The sequence below is a fragment of the Cupriavidus consociatus genome (assembly GCF_017814975.1).
In the GTDB taxonomy this organism is placed as follows: domain Bacteria; phylum Pseudomonadota; class Gammaproteobacteria; order Burkholderiales; family Burkholderiaceae; genus Cupriavidus; species Cupriavidus consociatus.
Window position 1 is genome coordinate 65,536 of sequence record NZ_JAGIQA010000012.1, and the last position, 15,132, is coordinate 80,667.

The following is a 15,132-nucleotide window of genomic DNA, read 5'->3' on the forward strand; positions in this document are numbered from 1 at the left end:
ACAATCCCGGCGAGGCGCCGGGGGTGCCGGGCGGCTTAACCGCCCTTGTACAGCGCCGCGTCGTTGTCCGGGCGCAATGGCTTGCGCGCTTCGCGCTCGGGCGGCCGCTCCACGCGTGCGGGGCGGCCGGCCTGCGCCTCGGCCTGTGCGGCGGTGCCAGGCGTTTCCGGCGGAATCGGCTTGCCGGCGGTCATGCCCGCGGTGCCGCCTGCCTTCGGATCCCTATAGGTCTTGCCGGGTGGCGGCGCGACCGGGCGCTTGCGCAGGTCAGCCAGCAGCGCGCCGCATTTGCTGCTGTCGCCGCCGGGCGACAAGTCCACCAGCGGCAGCACCGCGGTGGCGACCGGCGCCAGCAGCGCCAGCGACAGCGCGCCGCCTGCGCGCAGCGCCAGCACGCCGATGTCGGGGCTGACGGTCGGCTTCTTCAGGGTCCCGCCCACGTATAGCGGCGAACGCAGCGAAAAGATGCGCACGCCCTTGGAGTCCGGATGGATCGTCAGCGCCAGCCGCTCGTTGCGCAGGTCGATGCCGCCGGTGGTCACGATGACGGCATCGTCGGTATCGAGCACGAAGGTGCGCGCGCGTGCGATGCCATTGGTAAAGGCAAAGTCGCTGACGCCGCAGTTGATCTGCACCGGCCTGTCGCCGAACAGCTTGTTGACCACCAGGCTGCCCACATTCAGGCCGATCGCTTCCAGGATGAACTTGCTGACCGTGCCGTTCTCCACCAGCAGCTTGGCCTCGCCATTGGACGAGCCCAGCAGTGCCCCGACCGAATTGCCGGTGGCCGTCAGCTTGGCGCTGCCGTTCAGTTCACCGATGCTGGCGCGCATCAGGTCGATGGTGGGAAACAGCTGCTTGAGCTTCATGTGGCGCGCGGTCATGTCGATCACCGCGCCCATCGGCTCGCGCTTGCCGTCCAGGCGCACGGTCGACACCAGGTTGCCGCCCGCCACGCCGAAGTTGAGCGGATCGAGCCGCAGCACCCCATCCTGCAGCTTCAGGCGGGTGACCAGGTTGGTGATGGGCAGCTCCGCGTCGCGGATGATGCGCTTGCCGGTAAAGTGCACGTCGGCATCGATCTTGTCCCAGCGCTCGGTGCGGAACGGCGCCACCGGGAGTGCCTTGTCAGGCGGCTGCCGAACCGGACTGTCCTTGGCCGGGCGCCCGGGCTCGGCGTCGGCGCCGATCAGCGGCGCCAGGTCGACAAAGCGCAGCTGGTTCGACTGCAGGGTCCCGGCCAGCAGCGGACGCGGCTCGCGCTTGGTGAAGGTCAGCGTGCCGGACAGGTCGCTGCCGCCGACACGGCCGGTGAACTTCTGGTACTCGTAGATCGAGCCTTCCTTGCGCAGCGTGGCCATCAGGCGGCCGCGGGTTTCATAAGGCGGCGTCGACGGCAGCACCACGCCGGTGAGCGCGTACAGCTTGGCCATGCTGTCGCCCGCCAGCGTGAGGTGGACGTCGACCGCGGCCAGGTGGGCGGGATTGGTCACGGTGCCTTCTATGAGCGCGCGCGTGGTGCCCACGCGCACATCGGCCAGGAAGGGGAAGGGCACATCGGTATTGCGCAGGCTCAGCACGGTCCCTGCCTTGCCGCTGGCATTGATGGTGGCGTCGTTGTAGCGGCCGGTGGCTTTCCAGCGCAAGCCGTAGCGGTCGTTGCCGGCGGTGGCCGAGGCTGGTGGTCCCGATGCGGACGGGGCCGACGCGGACGGCCCCGACACGGACGGAGCCGACGCGGATCGCGGGGATGGCGCGGATGCCGCCGCCCCGCTGGCGGGCGGCCCGGGCGGCACCGCGGACGCCTGCGGTCCGACCAGTGCGCCGTCGCGCGCCTTCTCATAAAGCGGGTTGTCGCCGATGGTGTCGAGCTGGGCCTGCAACTCGATCTTCTTGAACTGGTCGGACAGCGCCAGGTTGCCGCGCGCCAGCACTATCTCGCCGATATCCAGTTCCCATTTCGACGGGCCTTTCTTGGGGCCGAACTCGAGTGTCCAGTTGTTGCGCGAATCGGCCAGCCGCTCCAGCCATACCGCCGGGCTGTCGACGACGATGGTGGGCACGGCGATCTGGTGAGCCAGCAGCGGGATTGGGCGCAGTACGAAGATCAGTTCGCGTACGGTGGCGAGGTTGGGTTGGCTGGCCCAGTCGGTATTGGCGATGGTGATGTCGCGAGCCGACAGGCGCGGCCACGGCACCAGCGTATGCCAGCCGGTCTCGCCCTCGCCGCGGCGCCAGGTCACGGTAAGGTCGCCGTTGATGGCAAAGGGACGGCCGATGGCCTCGGAAACCTTGTCGTTGAGCCAGGGCTTGACGCGGTTCCAGTCGAAGGTCAGGAACAGGATCACCAGCAGCGCGATCAACGCGAGCGGCGTCAGCACACTCCACAGGACGACCTTGCGGCGCACGGGCATGAGGCGGGCTCCTCTATGGCGGGGCAGGTCCGCTGGTACCGGCCGGCCCTCAAAGGCTTCCCTGGGCTTCCCTGGGCTTCCCTGGGCTTGCGTGGGGCGGCGAACGGACCACTGCAGGTCTATTGTATAGTTGCGCGCTTCCCGTCTTTGTCGGGGATTGGCTGACATCGCCGCCGGATAATGCCGGATTTTTCCACCGGCGCAGCTCGCGGCCGCGGCCGCCTCGTCCCCACGCTCCGAGCCCCCAGCATGAACGATGCCGCACACCCCTTGCCCGGCGACCTCCCCGGCCATCTGCCTGGCCTGCCCGAGCCGCTGACCCATGAAAGCCCGGCCGACGACGACTATCACCGCCGCTTCGGCGGGGTGGCGCGGCTGTATGGCGCTGCGGGGCTGGCGCGGCTGGAAGCCGCCCATGTGTGCGTGGTCGGAATCGGCGGCGTAGGCAGCTGGGCCGCCGAGGCACTGGCGCGCAACGCGGTCGGCGGCATCACGCTGATCGACCTCGACCATATCGCGCTTTCCAATACCAACCGGCAGATCCACGCGCTGGGCGATGCCTACGGGCGCGCCAAGGTCGAGGCCATGGCCGAGCGCATCGTCGCCATCAATCCGCGCTGCCGGGTGACGCAGGTCGACGACTTCGTCACCACGGACAACGTGCCCGAGCTGCTCGGCGCCGGCTATGACTATGTGATCGACGCGATCGACGCCGTGCGCGTCAAGACCGAAATGCTGGGCTGGGCGCGCCGCCAAGGCGTGCCGGTGATCACCTGCGGCGGCGCCGGCGGCCAGCTCGATCCGACGCGCGTGCGCATCGACGACCTGGCGCGCACGATCCAGGATCCGCTGCTGTCCAAGGTGCGCGCGGGGCTGCGCAAGCAGTGGGGCTTCACCCGCGACCCCAAGAAGAAGTTCGGCATTGCCGCGGTCTATTCCGACGAGCCGCTGCAGTATCCGGAGCCCGAGCAGCAGGCCTGCGAGATCGACGAGGCGCCGCCGCACGATGGACACGCCGGCCATCCGGTTGCGAGCGGGCCGCAGGGACTGGCCTGTGCGGGCTTCGGCTCGTCGGTGGCGGTGACGGCCGTGTTCGGCTTCGTGGCGGCGTCGGCAGCGATCGGCGCGATTGCGCGCGGCTAAGGTTGCACAACGATCAGGTGCGCAACGTTCAGGCGCTCAATGCGCGCAGCAGGCCGTCGACCTCGGCCTCGCCCGGGGCCAGGTTGTCGAAGAAGATCAGTTCGGGATATTCGTCCGCGGTCGGCATGAAGCGCCGCGTGCGGTAAGTGTCCCAGTGCTGCAGCTTGTAGGCGTCGTTGGGGTTGCCGCGCCGGATGATGCGCGCGTGCGCCTCGTCCTCGGGCAGATGTACCCAGACGATGCGGACGGTGGTGGCTTGCGGCACCTGCAGCCATTCCGGATCGTTCAGCAGGTGGGCGCGGATCTCGCGCGACAGCGGGCCGATCACCAGTACGCTGATGCCCAGCGCCAGGTTTTCCCGCGCGGTATCGAGCAGGCCCTGGTATTCGGGGTCGCGCAGGTTGTCGAGGTAGGCCGGGCTGTCGCGGTCGTTGGGATCACCGGTGATGGCGGCCATGGCCGCGGCACTGTAGCGGCCGTACAGCGTGTCCTTGTCGAGCAGGCAGAAGGGCTCACCGGTGGCCTGCATCAGCGGGCCGATCAGGCGGTGAGCGAGGCTGGTCTTGCCGGTGCCGGCGTGGCCGCAGAAGAAGATCAGTCGTGGCATGGGCGATTCAGGTGGCTGGCGGGGCGCATACCCCACAGCATACCCGCCCGGCTTGCGCAAGATCAGGTCCAGGCCGCGGCGATTCGGTATCCTTGCCGTTTCCCAAAAGATTTCCCTCTCGATTGAGGTCGCTTCCCATGGACGCCAAAGACCAGCTCTCCTCCGCCGGCCTGCCCGAAGACCTCCATCTCGGCGAACCGGTCACCGATGCCACCCACGCCGAGTTCGTGCAATTGCTGGCCGCGGTGGCCAGTGCGGAGGATGCCGGCTTCCTGGCCGCGATGGACGAGTGGATCGACCATACGCGCCACCATTTCGCGCAGGAAGAACAGTGGATGGAGGCGATGGGCTTCGGCCCGCGCCATTGCCACGCGGGCGAGCACCAGCAGGTGCTGGCCGTGGCCGTCGCCGTGCGCGACAAGGTTCATACCGACGGCGAATTCGGGCTGGGCCGCCGGCTGGTGTCCGAGCTGTCAGGCTGGTTCGACCATCACGTCAAGTCGATGGACGCGATGATGGTCGAGCATATGCGCGAGAACGGCTTCACGCTGGTGGAAGGGCCGGCCGCGGCGGCCTGAACCCCGCCTGGGCTCAGGCAGGCCGCGCCGCGTCGCGGTCGATCACCACGAAATACTTGCGCACCGGCTCCAGCACCTGGAACAGGCCGGTAAAGCCCGCCGGGATCACGCAGGCATCGCCCGGGCCGAACTCGCTGGCCTGGCCGGATTCGTCGCTGATGCGGATGCGCCCGCTGATCACATGGAAGAACTCTTCCTTGCCCGCCGGGAAGGCGATGCGCCACGCGCCGGGCTCGCAGGCCCAGATGCCGCAATCGAAATCGCCGTGTTCGGCGCTGTAGTGCGTCCATGTGGTGCGGTCGGGATTGCCCGACACCAGCCGGTCGGGCCGCGGACGATCGTGGGTCGGGGCGCGTTCGGTCCTGAAATCGACCAGGAGGGGTGTGGACATGGCGATCGGCTCCCCGTTCAGTTCAGCGACGTGCTCAGCTGGCGGCGCCAGCGCGACACCACTTCGGGCCGGTCGGCCAGCATCTCGAATACCGACAGCATGGTCTTGCGGCCGATATCGTCCTCGAAGCCGCGGTCGGTGCGCACGATTGCCAGCAGTTGCTCCAGCGCCGGCTCGTATTGCTGGCGCGCGATCATCAGCCGCGCCAAGTCCAGCCGCGCCGCGAGGTCGCGCGGATCGGCGTCGATGCGGCCGGCAAGGGTGGCCTCGTCGGGCAGGCCGGCGGCGTTCTCCATGGCTTCGATGCGCGTGCGCAGTGCGCCGTAGCCGTCTTCCTGCTCGGCACGCGGCGACAGCCCGGCGAATTCAGCCCGGGCCCGGTCGACGGCATTGCCGTCCAGCAAGAAGCCGATATAGGCCAGCCGCGCAGTATCGGATTCCGGATCCGCGCCAATCGCTTCGGCGAACAGCGTCTCGGCGCCGTCGCGGTTGCCGGCGGCGGCCAGTTCCTGCGCCTCCGCCAGCGGCGACCTGGCCTGGCCCGGCGCCAGCCGGCCCAGGAACTCGCGCAGTCCCGATTCCGGCAGCACGCCGATGAACTGGTCTACGGCCTGGCCGTCGGCGATCGCCACCACATGGGGAATGCTGCGCACGCCGAAATGCGCGGCCAGTTCCTGGTTCTCGTCGACATTGACCTTCACCAGTTTCCAGCTGCCTTCAGCTTCCGCCTCCAGCCGTTCCAGCATCGGGCCCAGCGTGCGGCAGGGGCCGCACCAGGGTGCCCAGAAATCGACCAGCACCGGCGCCTGGTGCGATGCATCGATCACTTCGGTCTCGAAATTCTGCAGGTTGACGTCGCTCATGAACAATCCTGGAAAGAGGCGGAGATCCCTCTATTGTGAGGGCGAAGGCGCCAAATACAACGGCTGCCCATAGTCGCCCTGCGTAGCTGCTCGCCGGCGTTCGGGAAAGTCAGCGGTTGAAAATAGAACGATCGTTCAGTTATAGTCCTTGGCCATACCGACAGACCCGGTCCGAAGACCGACGCACAGGAGACGTTTCATGCAGAACCCAGCCCGCCCGCATTTCCAGTTCTGGCCAAAGCGCCTGCCGACCGCCATCGTGCTGCCCGAGACGTCGCTCTGGTACAACCTGGAAGTGTCGGCGCTGCGCTATGCCGACAAGGCGGCGGTCCGCTATTTCAGCAACGCCATCACCTTCCGTGAACTGGAAGCGCAGGCCACCGCGCTGGCCGGCTGGCTGCAGCAGAAGGCGGGCGTGAAGAAGGGCGAACGGGTGCTGCTGTACATGCAGAACTGCCCGCAGTTCATCGTCAGCTACTACGCGATCCTGCGCGCCGACGCCGTAGTGGTGCCGGTCAACCCGATGAACCGCGCCGAGGAATTCAAGCACTACGTCACCGACGCGCAGGCGCGCGTGGCAATCTGCACGGCCGACCTGGCCGCCGGCGTGGACCAGGCCGTGGCGGAACTGGCGCCGGCCGAGCGCCTGCAGCACCTGCTGGTGACGCAGTACGCCGACGCGCTGCCGCCCACGCACGAGCATCCTGAAGACGCGCCCCCCGCGTGGCTGACCACGCCGCACGCGCTGCCCGCCGGCGCGACCGCATGGGCCGAGGCGCTGGGCGCCGGCCTGCAGCCGGGGCCGCATACCGCCGGGCCTGACGATATGGCGGTGATGCCTTACACCTCCGGCACCACCGGCTTCCCCAAGGGCTGCATCCATACGCATCGCTCGGTCATGCACAACATCGTCGGCGGCGCGACCTGGTCGGGCTCGGGCGCCGAGTCGGTGATCCTGTCGGTGCTGCCGCTGTTCCATGTCACCGGCATGCAGTACGGCATGAACGGCCCGATCTACAGCGGCGCCACCGTGGTGATGCTGCCGCGCTGGGACCGCGAGGTGGCCGGCCGCCTGATCTCGCGCTACCAGGTCACGCACTGGACCAATATCCCGACCATGGTGATCGACTTCCTGGCCAGCCCCAACCTGGCCCAGTTCGACCTGTCGAGCCTGCGCTATATCGGCGGCGGCGGCGCGGCCATGCCGCAGGCCGTGGCCGAGCGCCTGCGCGAGCAGTTCGGGCTGCACTACCTGGAAGGCTACGGCCTGTCCGAGACCATGGCGCCGACGCACAGCAACCCGTCGGACCGGCCCAAGCTGCAGTGCCTGGGCGTGCCGACCTTCAACACCGACGCGCGCGTGATCGACCCCGTCACGCTCAAGGAACTGCCGCCCAACGAGATCGGCGAGATCATCGTCAGCGGCCCGCAGGTGTTTAAGGGCTACTGGGGCAAGGAAGACGCCACGCGCGAGGCCTTCATCGAATTCGAGGGCAAGACCTTTTTCCGCACTGGCGACCTCGGGCGCATGGACGAGGAGGGCTACTACTTCATCACCGACCGCCTCAAGCGCATGATCAACGCGTCGGGCTTCAAGGTATGGCCGGCCGAGGTGGAGAACCTGCTGTACAAGCATCCCGACGTGCAGGAGGCCTGCATCATCGGCACACGCGACCCATATCGCGGCGAGACCGTCAAGGCGGTGGTGGTGCTGCGCGCCCATGCCAGGGGCAAGACCACGCCGGATGAGATCATCGATTGGGCCAAGGAAAACATGGCCGCGTACAAATATCCGCGGGTAGTGGAGTTCGTGGATGCGCTGCCCAAGTCGGGAACGGGCAAGGTGATGTGGCGGCAACTGCAGGAGAGCGAGAACGCGCGGGCTGGCGTCTAGGACGAAAAACGAAGCCAACGGTTTCGGGTCCACCAAAGCCGCTCGAACTAGCCTCAGCAAGGTGTTCTCCCTCTCCCCTCACGGGGAGAGGGTCGGGGTGAGGGGGGGATTAGCGAGGAACCAAAAAAAGCAAGGCCAACGGTTTTCTCCAGCATGGTGGCTCCGGCCGGCCCCCGGCCCCCGGCCCTCACCCCAACCCTCTCCCGCGCGCGGGAGAGGGAGCACCCAATTGGCATGCGACCGCTCCGGGCAAGGCTCAATGTCCCCGCACCCGCATCAGCATCTTCACCATCGTCTTGTACCCCCGCTCGCGGGCGTGGCGGGTCGGCGTCACGCCTTCGCGGTCGGCCAGGTTGGCGTCGGCGCCGGCATCCAGCAGCAGCTGCACCGTTTCCTCGTAGCGCGTGCTGCCATCGCCCAGCACCACCGCCTCAAGCAGAGCCGTCCAGCCAAGATTGTTGACGTGGTCGACGGCAATGCCTGCTTTCAGCAGTAGCTTCACCACTTCCACATGGCCCTGCTGGCTCGCGCCGATCAGCGCGGTGCCGTCGTAGCGGTCGGTGCTGGCCAGGTCCGCGCCATGCGCCAGCGCCAGCCGTACGATCTCGGCCTGGCCACTGGCGGCGGCGAGCAGGAAGGGGCTGTTGGCGTCGGCGTCCTTGTGGTTCACGTCCGCGCCGGCCAGCATCAGCATCCGCGCGACTTCGACGTGGCGGCTTTGCACGGCGGCCAGCAGCGCGCTGCGTCCGCGTTCGTCGGCGGCGCGCGCGGTGGCGCCCGCGGCCAGCAGGCGCGCCACCATGTCCTGGTCGCCGATGCCGGCGGCGGTGATCAGGTTGCGGTCGAGTGCGCTCAGGCCATCGTTGCGCAGCGGTGCGCGCGCCGTGCCGCGCTGCCGCGCGGCGCCGGGCTGGCTCGCGGCGCCGGCCCCGGGTCGTGCCGCCAGAGTCTGGCCGCCCTGTGCCGCCAGCAGGCTGCCCCCGACCAGCAAGCCCATCAGGCCCAGCATCTCGTTGAGTACCTGTCTGCGGCTGCGGGCGGCGGGGGGCGTCATGGCGGGAACTCCTGGGCTCAGACGGTTTCGCGAGGCCGGGCCGGCAAGGGCGGAGTGTCGTCCGTGCGGGTGCCGGCGGTGCCCGCCCTGCCGGCAGCGCTTTCGGCATCGGCGGCATCGTCCGCCTGGAGCTGGCGCCACAGCCGGCCCAGATAGGGGTCATCGACGCCGTTGGTGGCCAGCCCCAGCAGGGTTTGCTGCAGGTATTCGCGCGCCGGGCCGTACAGCCCGGCGGCGTGGCGTAGCCGCTCGACCACGCTGGTGTCAGGCAGCCGGCCGGCGTAGGACTCGTGCGCGCGGTTCATGACAAAGGCCAGGGCGCGTTGCTCAGGCTCCCAATCTCCCTCACCATGGCCACCGGCGCCGGTGCGGATGCGCAGCCAGCGCGGGTGGTAGGCCCCGGTCAGCATTTCGCGGCGCCACAGCACGCGGAATTCCTGTTCGACCACGTGGCTGGGGATGCGGAACACCATGCCGTGGCAGCAGCCACCGCGATCCAGGCCCAGTACCAGCCCCGGGTTGTCCCAGGTGCCGCGGTTGATGCGGGAGTAGAGATAGAAGCCACGGTGGTAGCCATGCACGGTCGCGCGCCGGCGCTCGGTGTGCACCACCATCGGGTTCCAGATCAGCGAGCCATAGCCGAATACCCAGACATCGCCACCGAGGGCGGGATCTTCGGGCTTGCATGCCAGCGCGTCGCAGAGGGACTGCTCCAGCACGTGCTCGGGCAACAGCGAGGACGCGACCGGGGTACTGCACAGCGAGGTGCGCAGCCGGTCGGATTCGAGGTCCTGTCGCGTAATGGCCATGCTGCAAGCATAAATCAAAGCAGCGTCCCGGGCAGGTGCGGGAAATGACATAAGTGCCAGTTTTTCCCGGAAATGCCTGAGTCGGCGGCATCGGTGTGGGCGTTAGGCAACGGTCGCCGCCGCGTAGCGGCCTTGCCACCCGGCGTGATGGCGGGACCGATGCGCGCCCGCGCATGCTTGTCCTCGGTCAGCCCGGGGCGTTTTGCTGGCCCGCGGTGGCGGGCAGTCTTTACAATGGGAGCCTCAATCCAACCAGGAGGAAGCTGCGATGGCGCGTACGCTTACGGTGGTGTTCGGCAGCGGCAAGGAGTATGAGTTCACGATCGGCACGGACGAGCTGGCCGCGGTCGGCGAGGATGCGGCGTGGCGCTGGTTCGACCGGGAGTACACCGAGCTGGATTGCCAGGCGTCGAGCCCGGTCGGCAAGGTGCTGGTGATCGACAAGATCCTGAACGTCGCCAAGTTTTCCGGAGAATCGCGCTTCTCCGGCGATCCTGCCTGGGCCCAGGACTATGCGCGCCATGCGGCGCGGCTGCTGGACCGCGACAAGGTCCGCGTCGATGTCGGCAACGCCGCCATCGGTTTCTGAGTCCGGTACCGAGGCGCGCGGCGCGCGCCCCTTATTGTCGCTCCCGCCCACGCGGGAGCGACGCGGCGGCGATCAGACCGCCAGCAGTTCCACTTCAAACAGCAGCGTCGCGTTCGGCGGGATCACGCCGCCGGCGCCGCGCGCACCGTAGCCGAGGTCGGCCGGGATCACCAGGCGGCGCACGCCGCCCACCTTCATGCCCTGCACGCCTTCGTCCCAGCCGCGGATCACGTGGCCGGCGCCCAGCGGGAACACGAACGGGTCGTTGCGGTCCTTGCTCGAATCGAACTTGCGGCCGGCCTGGCCGTTCTCGTACAGCCAGCCGGTGTAGTGCACGGTGACGTGCTTGCCGGCGGTGGCTTCGGCGCCGGAGCCGACGGTGGTGTCTTCGTATTGCAGGCCAGAGGGCGTGGTTTGCATGGTGATTTCCTTCCGATGAAAACTGGCAGGGACCAGTCGAGGTGAATCGGGAGCGCGGCGGTGGCCGCCTCGTTCAATCCTGGGCGCGCTGCAGCACGTCCAGTTGCAGTTGCACGTTGCGGTCGTCGTCGGCGACCCAGATATCGCCATCCTGGATCGTGACCGACAGGCGCATCGCGCGCTGTGCCAGCGCGGCGAGCGCGTCGACCGCTTCCGTCGGGACATTGTAGACGGTGACGTTGCGCAGCTTGCCGGCCTTGCCCGCCATGCCCTTCCACCACTCGCGCGCGCTGGCGCCGCTGTACGTGTAGACGGTCACGCGCTCGGCGCGGGCGGCGGCGCGCTTCAGGCGCGCTTCGTCGGGCTGGCCCAGCTCGACCCAGTGGGCGATGTCGCCGGTCAGGCGCTTGTCCCACAGGTCGGGCTCGTCGGGCTCGTCCAGGCCGCGGGTAAAGGCCAGCGTCTCGGTGGCTTCGCAGGCGAAGGCGAGCACGCGCACCATCATGCGCGCGTCATTCTCGGACGGATGCTGGGCGATAGTGAGGCTGTGGCTGCCGTAGTAGGGGCGGTCCATGTCGGAGACGGCCAGCTCGGCTTTGAAGATGGTGGACTTGAGCGCCATGAAGTGAGGTGTGCGGCTGCGTCCGGCCGGCGGCGCGGAACGCGAAAGGCCGCATCATACGCGATTCGGCGGCGCCGCCGTACGCGCGTGGGCAGGACAAGGTGGGCCAGCCGGCACAAACGGCCGGCCGGGGACGCCTCAGCGCTTGCGGTATTCCTTCAGGTAGAAGCGCAGCAGCGCCGACAGCAGCAGGGTGGTCAGAAAGCCGGCTGCCACCACCAGCGCCTGGCCGGCGTCGGTATCGAGCTGGCCGGCCACGCCGAGGCGGAACAGCCAGGTGCCGACCATCATGGCCAGGAACGGCATCAGCAGGGCGCCGCGGCCATAGGTGCGCACCGCCCACAGCGGGAAGCGGCGCAGGAATTCGCCCGGAATGCTGCACAGCACGCAGGCGCCAGCGGCGGCCAGGGCGGCCGCGACGATGTCGCCGGAATGGATCTCGAACATGGTCTCTGTCTCGCGTTGCCGCACACGCGGCGGCGTGGCAGGGATTTGGCAAAGCGCTGATTCTACAAGAGAAATCTGTCCGGCAGGTGACGCGTTAGGCTAGCGCGCGGGACTGCTCGCCGGCGATGCCTCGATCGCCACATGGAGCGTCACGATGTCGCCCGCGTCGGGCACGAAGCGGGTCATGCCAAAGGCACTGCGCGGCACTTCGGCACGGAAGTCGCCGCCGCACACCTGCCGCGTCACGCCGAACACCGTGACTTCGCCGCAACGGAAGCGCTCGGCCTGCAGCCGGACCGGACGGGTGACGCCGTGCAGGCTCAGCTCGCCTTCCACCGCCACGAGCCGGCCGCCGTCGCTGATAAAGCGATCGGCACGCAGCCGCGCCAGCGGAAATTGCGCGATATCGAAGAATTGTGCCGAACGCAGCACGCCGTCGAGCGTGCGGTTGCCGGTATCGACCGAGGCCAGGTCGACGGTCACGTCGACCGCGCCGGCGCCGCTGTCGGCGTCGTAGACGATGCGGCCGTCGATCTTGCCGAAGCGCCCGCGCACCGAGCTGCGCTCGAAATGGCTGGCGCCGAAATAGACCGAGGTGTGGACGGGGTCGAGGACATACTCGACCGGCGCAGCCCTGACGCCGGCGCTGCCAAGCAGTGCGACCGCAACAGCGGCCAGGAGTGGGGCGGGTGCCGCCATGGCTCAGTGCACGAACACCGGCAGCAGGAAGATCCCCACTACCGACAGGTATCCGATGGTCCAGCACAGCGAGCGCAGCGTGGCCCGATCGGTCAGGTAGCACACGGTGTAGAGGAGGCGGGTGAGGATGAAGACCATCGACAGCTCGTCGATGCGCGCCTGCGGCGCCTGCAGGTAGCTGGCGGTGAGCACCGCCGCGGCAAAGAACGGGAAGGCCTCGAAGTGATTGCGATGCGCCATGTCGGCGCGGCGCGCCCGGCCAGACTGCCGGTCGAGCCAGCCGCGCGGGTCATGGTTATCGAAACCCGGCCCGCTGCGCTTGGCGATGGCTACCGTGGCCAGCGGCAGCACGCCGGCGAGCAAGACGCACCAGAACGCGATCGGCATGGTTTCGGTCCTTTCCGTTGCAGTGCCGCAGCAGCCGGGTCGGCCGCCACGGCCGTAGCGCGATCAGGCGGCGACCACGCGTATCTCGATGCCCGCCAGGCCTACCACCTGCCCGGCGCGAATCTTCGCAGTCTTGCGCGATTCATGCGCGCCGTCCACCGAGACTTCGCCGGCGGCGACCAGCGCCTTGCCGGCGCCGCCGCTGTCGCACACGCCAGCCAGCTTGAGCAGGTCGTTGAGGGCAATGAATTCGCCCTCTAGCGGGAAGGTGATGGTCTGTACCGGAGTTGATTTGCCCATCACTTGCCCCAGCTGTCCTTCAACCCGACGATGCGGTTGAAGACCGGCTTGCCCGGCTGTGAGTCATTGCGGTCCGCGACGAAGTAGCCGTGGCGTTCGAACTGGAAGCGGTCTTCCGGCTGCGCCTCGCGCAGGCCCGGCTCCAGGTAGGCGGTGACCACCTTCTTGGAATCGGGGTTGAGCGCATCCAGGAAGTTCTTGCCGCCGGCGTCCGGGTTGGGGTCGTTGAACAGGCGGTCGTACAGGCGCACCTCGGCCTCGTAGCCATGCGCGGCGCTGACCCAGTGGATCACGCCCTTGACCTTGACGCTGTCGGCGCCCGGCGTGCCGCTCTTGGTATCGGGCAGGTAGTTGGCACGCACGGCGATGACGTTGCCGTCAGCGTCCTTGTCCACGCTGGTGCATTCGATCACGTAGCCGTACTTCAGCCGCACCCTGTTGCCCGGGAACAGGCGGAAATAGCCCTTGGGCGGGGTCTCGTTGAAGTCCTCGCGCTCGATCCACAGCTCGCGTGACAGCGGGAACACACGCTTGCCCAGTTCCGGCTTCTTCGGATGGACCGGGGCCGAGCACTCCTCGCTCTGGCCCTCGGGGTAGTTGTCGATGATCAGCTTGAGCGGGTCCAGCACGGCCACGCCACGCGCGGCCCGGCCGTCCAGGTCGTCGCGCACCGAGCCTTCGAGCGTGCTCATGTCGATCCAGCTGTCGGCCTTGGCCACGCCGACGCGGTCGCAGAACAGCTGGATCGATTCCGGCGTATAGCCGCGGCGGCGCACGCCGACCAGCGTGGGCATGCGCGGGTCGTCCCAGCCATCGACACGGTTCTCGTCGACCAGCTGCTTGAGCCGGCGCTTGCTGGTGATGGCGTAGGTGAGGTTCAGCCGCGCGAACTCATACTGGTGCGGCAGCGGGTCGCGGAACACGCCGGCGTCACGCAGGTGCTCCAGCACCCAGTCATAGAGCGGGCGGTTGTTTTCGAACTCCAGCGTGCACAGCGAGTGCGAGATGTTCTCCAGCGCATCCGAGATGCAGTGGGTGAAGTCGTACATCGGATAGATGCACCACTTGTCGCCCGTGCGGTGGTGATGCGCGTGGCGGATGCGGTAGAGCACGGGATCGCGCATCACGATGTTGGGGGCGGTCATGTCGATCTTCGCGCGCAGCACGTGCTCGCCGTCGCCGTACTTGTCCGCCCGCATGTCGCGGAACAGCTGCAGGTTTTCCTCGACAGTGCGGTTGCGGTAGGGCGAGGGCTTGCCCGGCTCGGAGAAGTTGCCGCGGCTGGCGGCGATCTGCTCGGCTGACTGGCTGTCCACGTAGGCGGCGCCACGCTCGATCAGCGTCTCGGCAAAGGCGTAGAGCTGATCGAAGTAGTCGCTGGCGTAGTACAGGTGCGGCTGCTTCTGGCCGTCCTTGCCTTCGCTGTCCCAGGAAAAGCCGAGCCAGTGCACGGCGTCGATGATCGAATCGACGTATTCGGTGTCTTCCTTGACCGGGTTGGTGTCGTCGAAGCGCAGGTGGCAGCGGCCGCCATAGTCGCGCGCCAGCCCGAAGTTCAGGCAGATGCTCTTGGCATGGCCGATATGCAGGTAGCCGTTGGGCTCCGGCGGGAAGCGGGTGATGACGGTCGGCAGCGGCTCGCCTTGCTTGTCCTGGCGGCCGGCGTAGGTGCCGGCGGCGAGGTCCTGGTCGATGATGCTCCGCAGGAAGTTGGAGGCGGCTGGGGTGCTGTCGGTAGGCTTGTTGTCGTGGCTCATGGTGGCGCCGGTTGGCCGGCCGGATGGATCGACGGAATGGATCGATACGGTGGCCGGACGGGTCGTCAGATTGCGTGGCGGAATGCCAATACCGGGATTTTACCGTGCCGGCGGCGCCGCACGCGGTGAGCATCGGCTCATTTCTGGTCTGGTCCATT

17 protein-coding genes are annotated in these 15,132 nt (G+C 68.0%); 4 read left to right on the forward strand and 13 right to left on the reverse strand.

Going from position 1 to position 15,132, the window contains the following annotated elements:
* Nucleotides 1-35 precede the first annotated feature (35 nt).
* Nucleotides 36-2,414 (reverse strand): AsmA family protein, encoded by a 2,379-nt coding sequence (locus J8I82_RS17685; RefSeq protein ID WP_209759761.1) that lies wholly within the window; start codon nt 2,412-2,414, stop codon nt 36-38.
* Nucleotides 2,415-2,663: 249 nt separating this feature from the next.
* Here J8I82_RS17685 and tcdA point away from each other — a divergent pair, with 249 nt between their 5' ends.
* Complete coding sequence (tcdA, locus tag J8I82_RS17690) at nt 2,664-3,557, forward strand: tRNA cyclic N6-threonylcarbamoyladenosine(37) synthase TcdA (protein WP_209759763.1); 894 nt, start codon at nt 2,664-2,666, stop codon at nt 3,555-3,557.
* Nucleotides 3,558-3,585: 28 nt separating this feature from the next.
* On the opposite strand, the gene J8I82_RS17695 is transcribed toward tcdA, so the two are convergent.
* On the reverse strand, nt 3,586-4,164 hold the full coding sequence (locus tag J8I82_RS17695) for a P-loop nucleotide/nucleoside kinase family protein (RefSeq protein ID WP_209759765.1): 579 nt from the start codon (nt 4,162-4,164) through the stop codon (nt 3,586-3,588).
* A 137-nt stretch (nt 4,165-4,301) separates the two neighbouring features.
* On the opposite strand from J8I82_RS17695, the gene J8I82_RS17700 reads away from it, so the two are divergent.
* Nucleotides 4,302-4,742 (forward strand): bacteriohemerythrin, encoded by a 441-nt coding sequence (locus tag J8I82_RS17700; protein WP_209759767.1) that lies wholly within the window; start codon nt 4,302-4,304, stop codon nt 4,740-4,742.
* Between the two features lie 13 nt (nt 4,743-4,755).
* Here the strand turns inward: J8I82_RS17700 and J8I82_RS17705 are convergent, their stop codons facing one another.
* Complete coding sequence (locus tag J8I82_RS17705; protein WP_209759769.1) at nt 4,756-5,133, reverse strand: cupin domain-containing protein; 378 nt, start codon at nt 5,131-5,133, stop codon at nt 4,756-4,758.
* 17 nt (nt 5,134-5,150) lie between these two features.
* Entirely contained in the window at nt 5,151-5,996 is an 846-nt protein-coding gene (gene trxA / locus J8I82_RS17710) for a thioredoxin (protein WP_209759771.1), read from the reverse strand.
* A 199-nt stretch (nt 5,997-6,195) separates the two neighbouring features.
* On the opposite strand from trxA, the gene J8I82_RS17715 reads away from it, so the two are divergent.
* Nucleotides 6,196-7,890 (forward strand): long-chain fatty acid--CoA ligase, encoded by a 1,695-nt coding sequence (locus J8I82_RS17715; RefSeq protein WP_209759773.1) that lies wholly within the window; start codon nt 6,196-6,198, stop codon nt 7,888-7,890.
* A 256-nt stretch (nt 7,891-8,146) separates the two neighbouring features.
* On the opposite strand, the gene J8I82_RS17720 is transcribed toward J8I82_RS17715, so the two are convergent.
* Together J8I82_RS17720 and J8I82_RS17725 are read right to left on the reverse strand one after the other, a co-directional pair.
* Complete coding sequence (locus tag J8I82_RS17720; RefSeq protein WP_209759775.1) at nt 8,147-8,944, reverse strand: ankyrin repeat domain-containing protein; 798 nt, start codon at nt 8,942-8,944, stop codon at nt 8,147-8,149.
* A gap of 17 nt (nt 8,945-8,961) precedes the next feature.
* Nucleotides 8,962-9,753, reverse strand: coding sequence for a gamma-glutamylcyclotransferase (locus J8I82_RS17725; RefSeq protein ID WP_245179860.1), 792 nt, complete (start codon nt 9,751-9,753; stop codon nt 8,962-8,964).
* A gap of 268 nt (nt 9,754-10,021) precedes the next feature.
* On the opposite strand from J8I82_RS17725, the gene J8I82_RS17730 reads away from it, so the two are divergent.
* Complete coding sequence (locus J8I82_RS17730) at nt 10,022-10,342, forward strand: hypothetical protein (protein ID WP_209759779.1); 321 nt, start codon at nt 10,022-10,024, stop codon at nt 10,340-10,342.
* 72 nt (nt 10,343-10,414) lie between these two features.
* Here J8I82_RS17730 and J8I82_RS17735 read toward each other — a convergent pair whose 3' ends face one another.
* From J8I82_RS17735 to J8I82_RS17765, 7 genes are all read right to left on the reverse strand, one after another.
* Nucleotides 10,415-10,762: an FKBP-type peptidyl-prolyl cis-trans isomerase gene (locus J8I82_RS17735; protein WP_018008195.1), complete on the reverse strand. Its 348-nt coding sequence runs from the start codon at nt 10,760-10,762 to the stop codon at nt 10,415-10,417.
* 73 nt (nt 10,763-10,835) lie between these two features.
* Nucleotides 10,836-11,384, reverse strand: a complete 549-nt coding sequence (locus tag J8I82_RS17740; protein ID WP_063240456.1) for a YaeQ family protein — start codon at nt 11,382-11,384, stop codon at nt 10,836-10,838.
* Nucleotides 11,385-11,522: 138 nt separating this feature from the next.
* On the reverse strand, nt 11,523-11,831 hold the full coding sequence (locus J8I82_RS17745) for a hypothetical protein (protein ID WP_209759781.1): 309 nt from the start codon (nt 11,829-11,831) through the stop codon (nt 11,523-11,525).
* A 99-nt stretch (nt 11,832-11,930) separates the two neighbouring features.
* Nucleotides 11,931-12,530 carry a YceI family protein gene (locus J8I82_RS17750; RefSeq protein ID WP_209759783.1) on the reverse strand — a complete coding sequence of 200 codons (600 nt, stop codon included), beginning with the start codon at nt 12,528-12,530 and terminating at the stop codon, nt 11,931-11,933.
* Nucleotides 12,531-12,533: 3 nt separating this feature from the next.
* Nucleotides 12,534-12,917 (reverse strand): MAPEG family protein, encoded by a 384-nt coding sequence (locus J8I82_RS17755; protein WP_209759785.1) that lies wholly within the window; start codon nt 12,915-12,917, stop codon nt 12,534-12,536.
* Between the two features lie 63 nt (nt 12,918-12,980).
* Nucleotides 12,981-13,217: an RNA-binding S4 domain-containing protein gene (locus J8I82_RS17760; RefSeq protein WP_209759788.1), complete on the reverse strand. Its 237-nt coding sequence runs from the start codon at nt 13,215-13,217 to the stop codon at nt 12,981-12,983.
* Nucleotides 13,217-14,974, reverse strand: coding sequence for a glutamine--tRNA ligase/YqeY domain fusion protein (locus J8I82_RS17765; RefSeq protein WP_209759790.1), 1,758 nt, complete (start codon nt 14,972-14,974; stop codon nt 13,217-13,219). Before J8I82_RS17765 ends, J8I82_RS17760 begins: the two co-directional genes overlap by 1 nt.
* Nucleotides 14,975-15,132 lie beyond the last annotated feature (158 nt).

Excerpts from the sequence above, each read along its gene's own strand:
- J8I82_RS17740 (WP_063240456.1), bottom strand. The coding sequence starts at position 11,384 with ATGGCGCTCAAGTCCACCATCTTCAAAGCCGAGCTGGCCGTCTCCGAC.
- J8I82_RS17760 (WP_209759788.1), bottom strand. The coding sequence starts at position 13,217 with ATGGGCAAATCAACTCCGGTACAGACCATCACCTTCCCGCTAGAGGGC.
- J8I82_RS17750 (WP_209759783.1), bottom strand. The coding sequence starts at position 12,530 with ATGGCGGCACCCGCCCCACTCCTGGCCGCTGTTGCGGTCGCACTGCTT.
- trxA (WP_209759771.1), bottom strand. The coding sequence starts at position 5,996 with ATGAGCGACGTCAACCTGCAGAATTTCGAGACCGAAGTGATCGATGCA.
- J8I82_RS17695 (WP_209759765.1), bottom strand. The coding sequence starts at position 4,164 with ATGCCACGACTGATCTTCTTCTGCGGCCACGCCGGCACCGGCAAGACC.
- J8I82_RS17730 (WP_209759779.1), top strand. The coding sequence starts at position 10,022 with ATGGCGCGTACGCTTACGGTGGTGTTCGGCAGCGGCAAGGAGTATGAG.
- J8I82_RS17705 (WP_209759769.1), bottom strand. The coding sequence starts at position 5,133 with ATGTCCACACCCCTCCTGGTCGATTTCAGGACCGAACGCGCCCCGACC.
- J8I82_RS17725 (WP_245179860.1), bottom strand. The coding sequence starts at position 9,753 with ATGGCCATTACGCGACAGGACCTCGAATCCGACCGGCTGCGCACCTCG.
- J8I82_RS17715 (WP_209759773.1), top strand. The coding sequence starts at position 6,196 with ATGCAGAACCCAGCCCGCCCGCATTTCCAGTTCTGGCCAAAGCGCCTG.
- J8I82_RS17745 (WP_209759781.1), bottom strand. The coding sequence starts at position 11,831 with ATGTTCGAGATCCATTCCGGCGACATCGTCGCGGCCGCCCTGGCCGCC.
- J8I82_RS17700 (WP_209759767.1), top strand. The coding sequence starts at position 4,302 with ATGGACGCCAAAGACCAGCTCTCCTCCGCCGGCCTGCCCGAAGACCTC.
- J8I82_RS17735 (WP_018008195.1), bottom strand. The coding sequence starts at position 10,762 with ATGCAAACCACGCCCTCTGGCCTGCAATACGAAGACACCACCGTCGGC.
- J8I82_RS17755 (WP_209759785.1), bottom strand. The coding sequence starts at position 12,917 with ATGCCGATCGCGTTCTGGTGCGTCTTGCTCGCCGGCGTGCTGCCGCTG.
- J8I82_RS17685 (WP_209759761.1), bottom strand. The coding sequence starts at position 2,414 with ATGCCCGTGCGCCGCAAGGTCGTCCTGTGGAGTGTGCTGACGCCGCTC.
- tcdA (WP_209759763.1), top strand. The coding sequence starts at position 2,664 with ATGAACGATGCCGCACACCCCTTGCCCGGCGACCTCCCCGGCCATCTG.
- J8I82_RS17720 (WP_209759775.1), bottom strand. The coding sequence starts at position 8,944 with ATGACGCCCCCCGCCGCCCGCAGCCGCAGACAGGTACTCAACGAGATG.
- J8I82_RS17765 (WP_209759790.1), bottom strand. The coding sequence starts at position 14,974 with ATGAGCCACGACAACAAGCCTACCGACAGCACCCCAGCCGCCTCCAAC.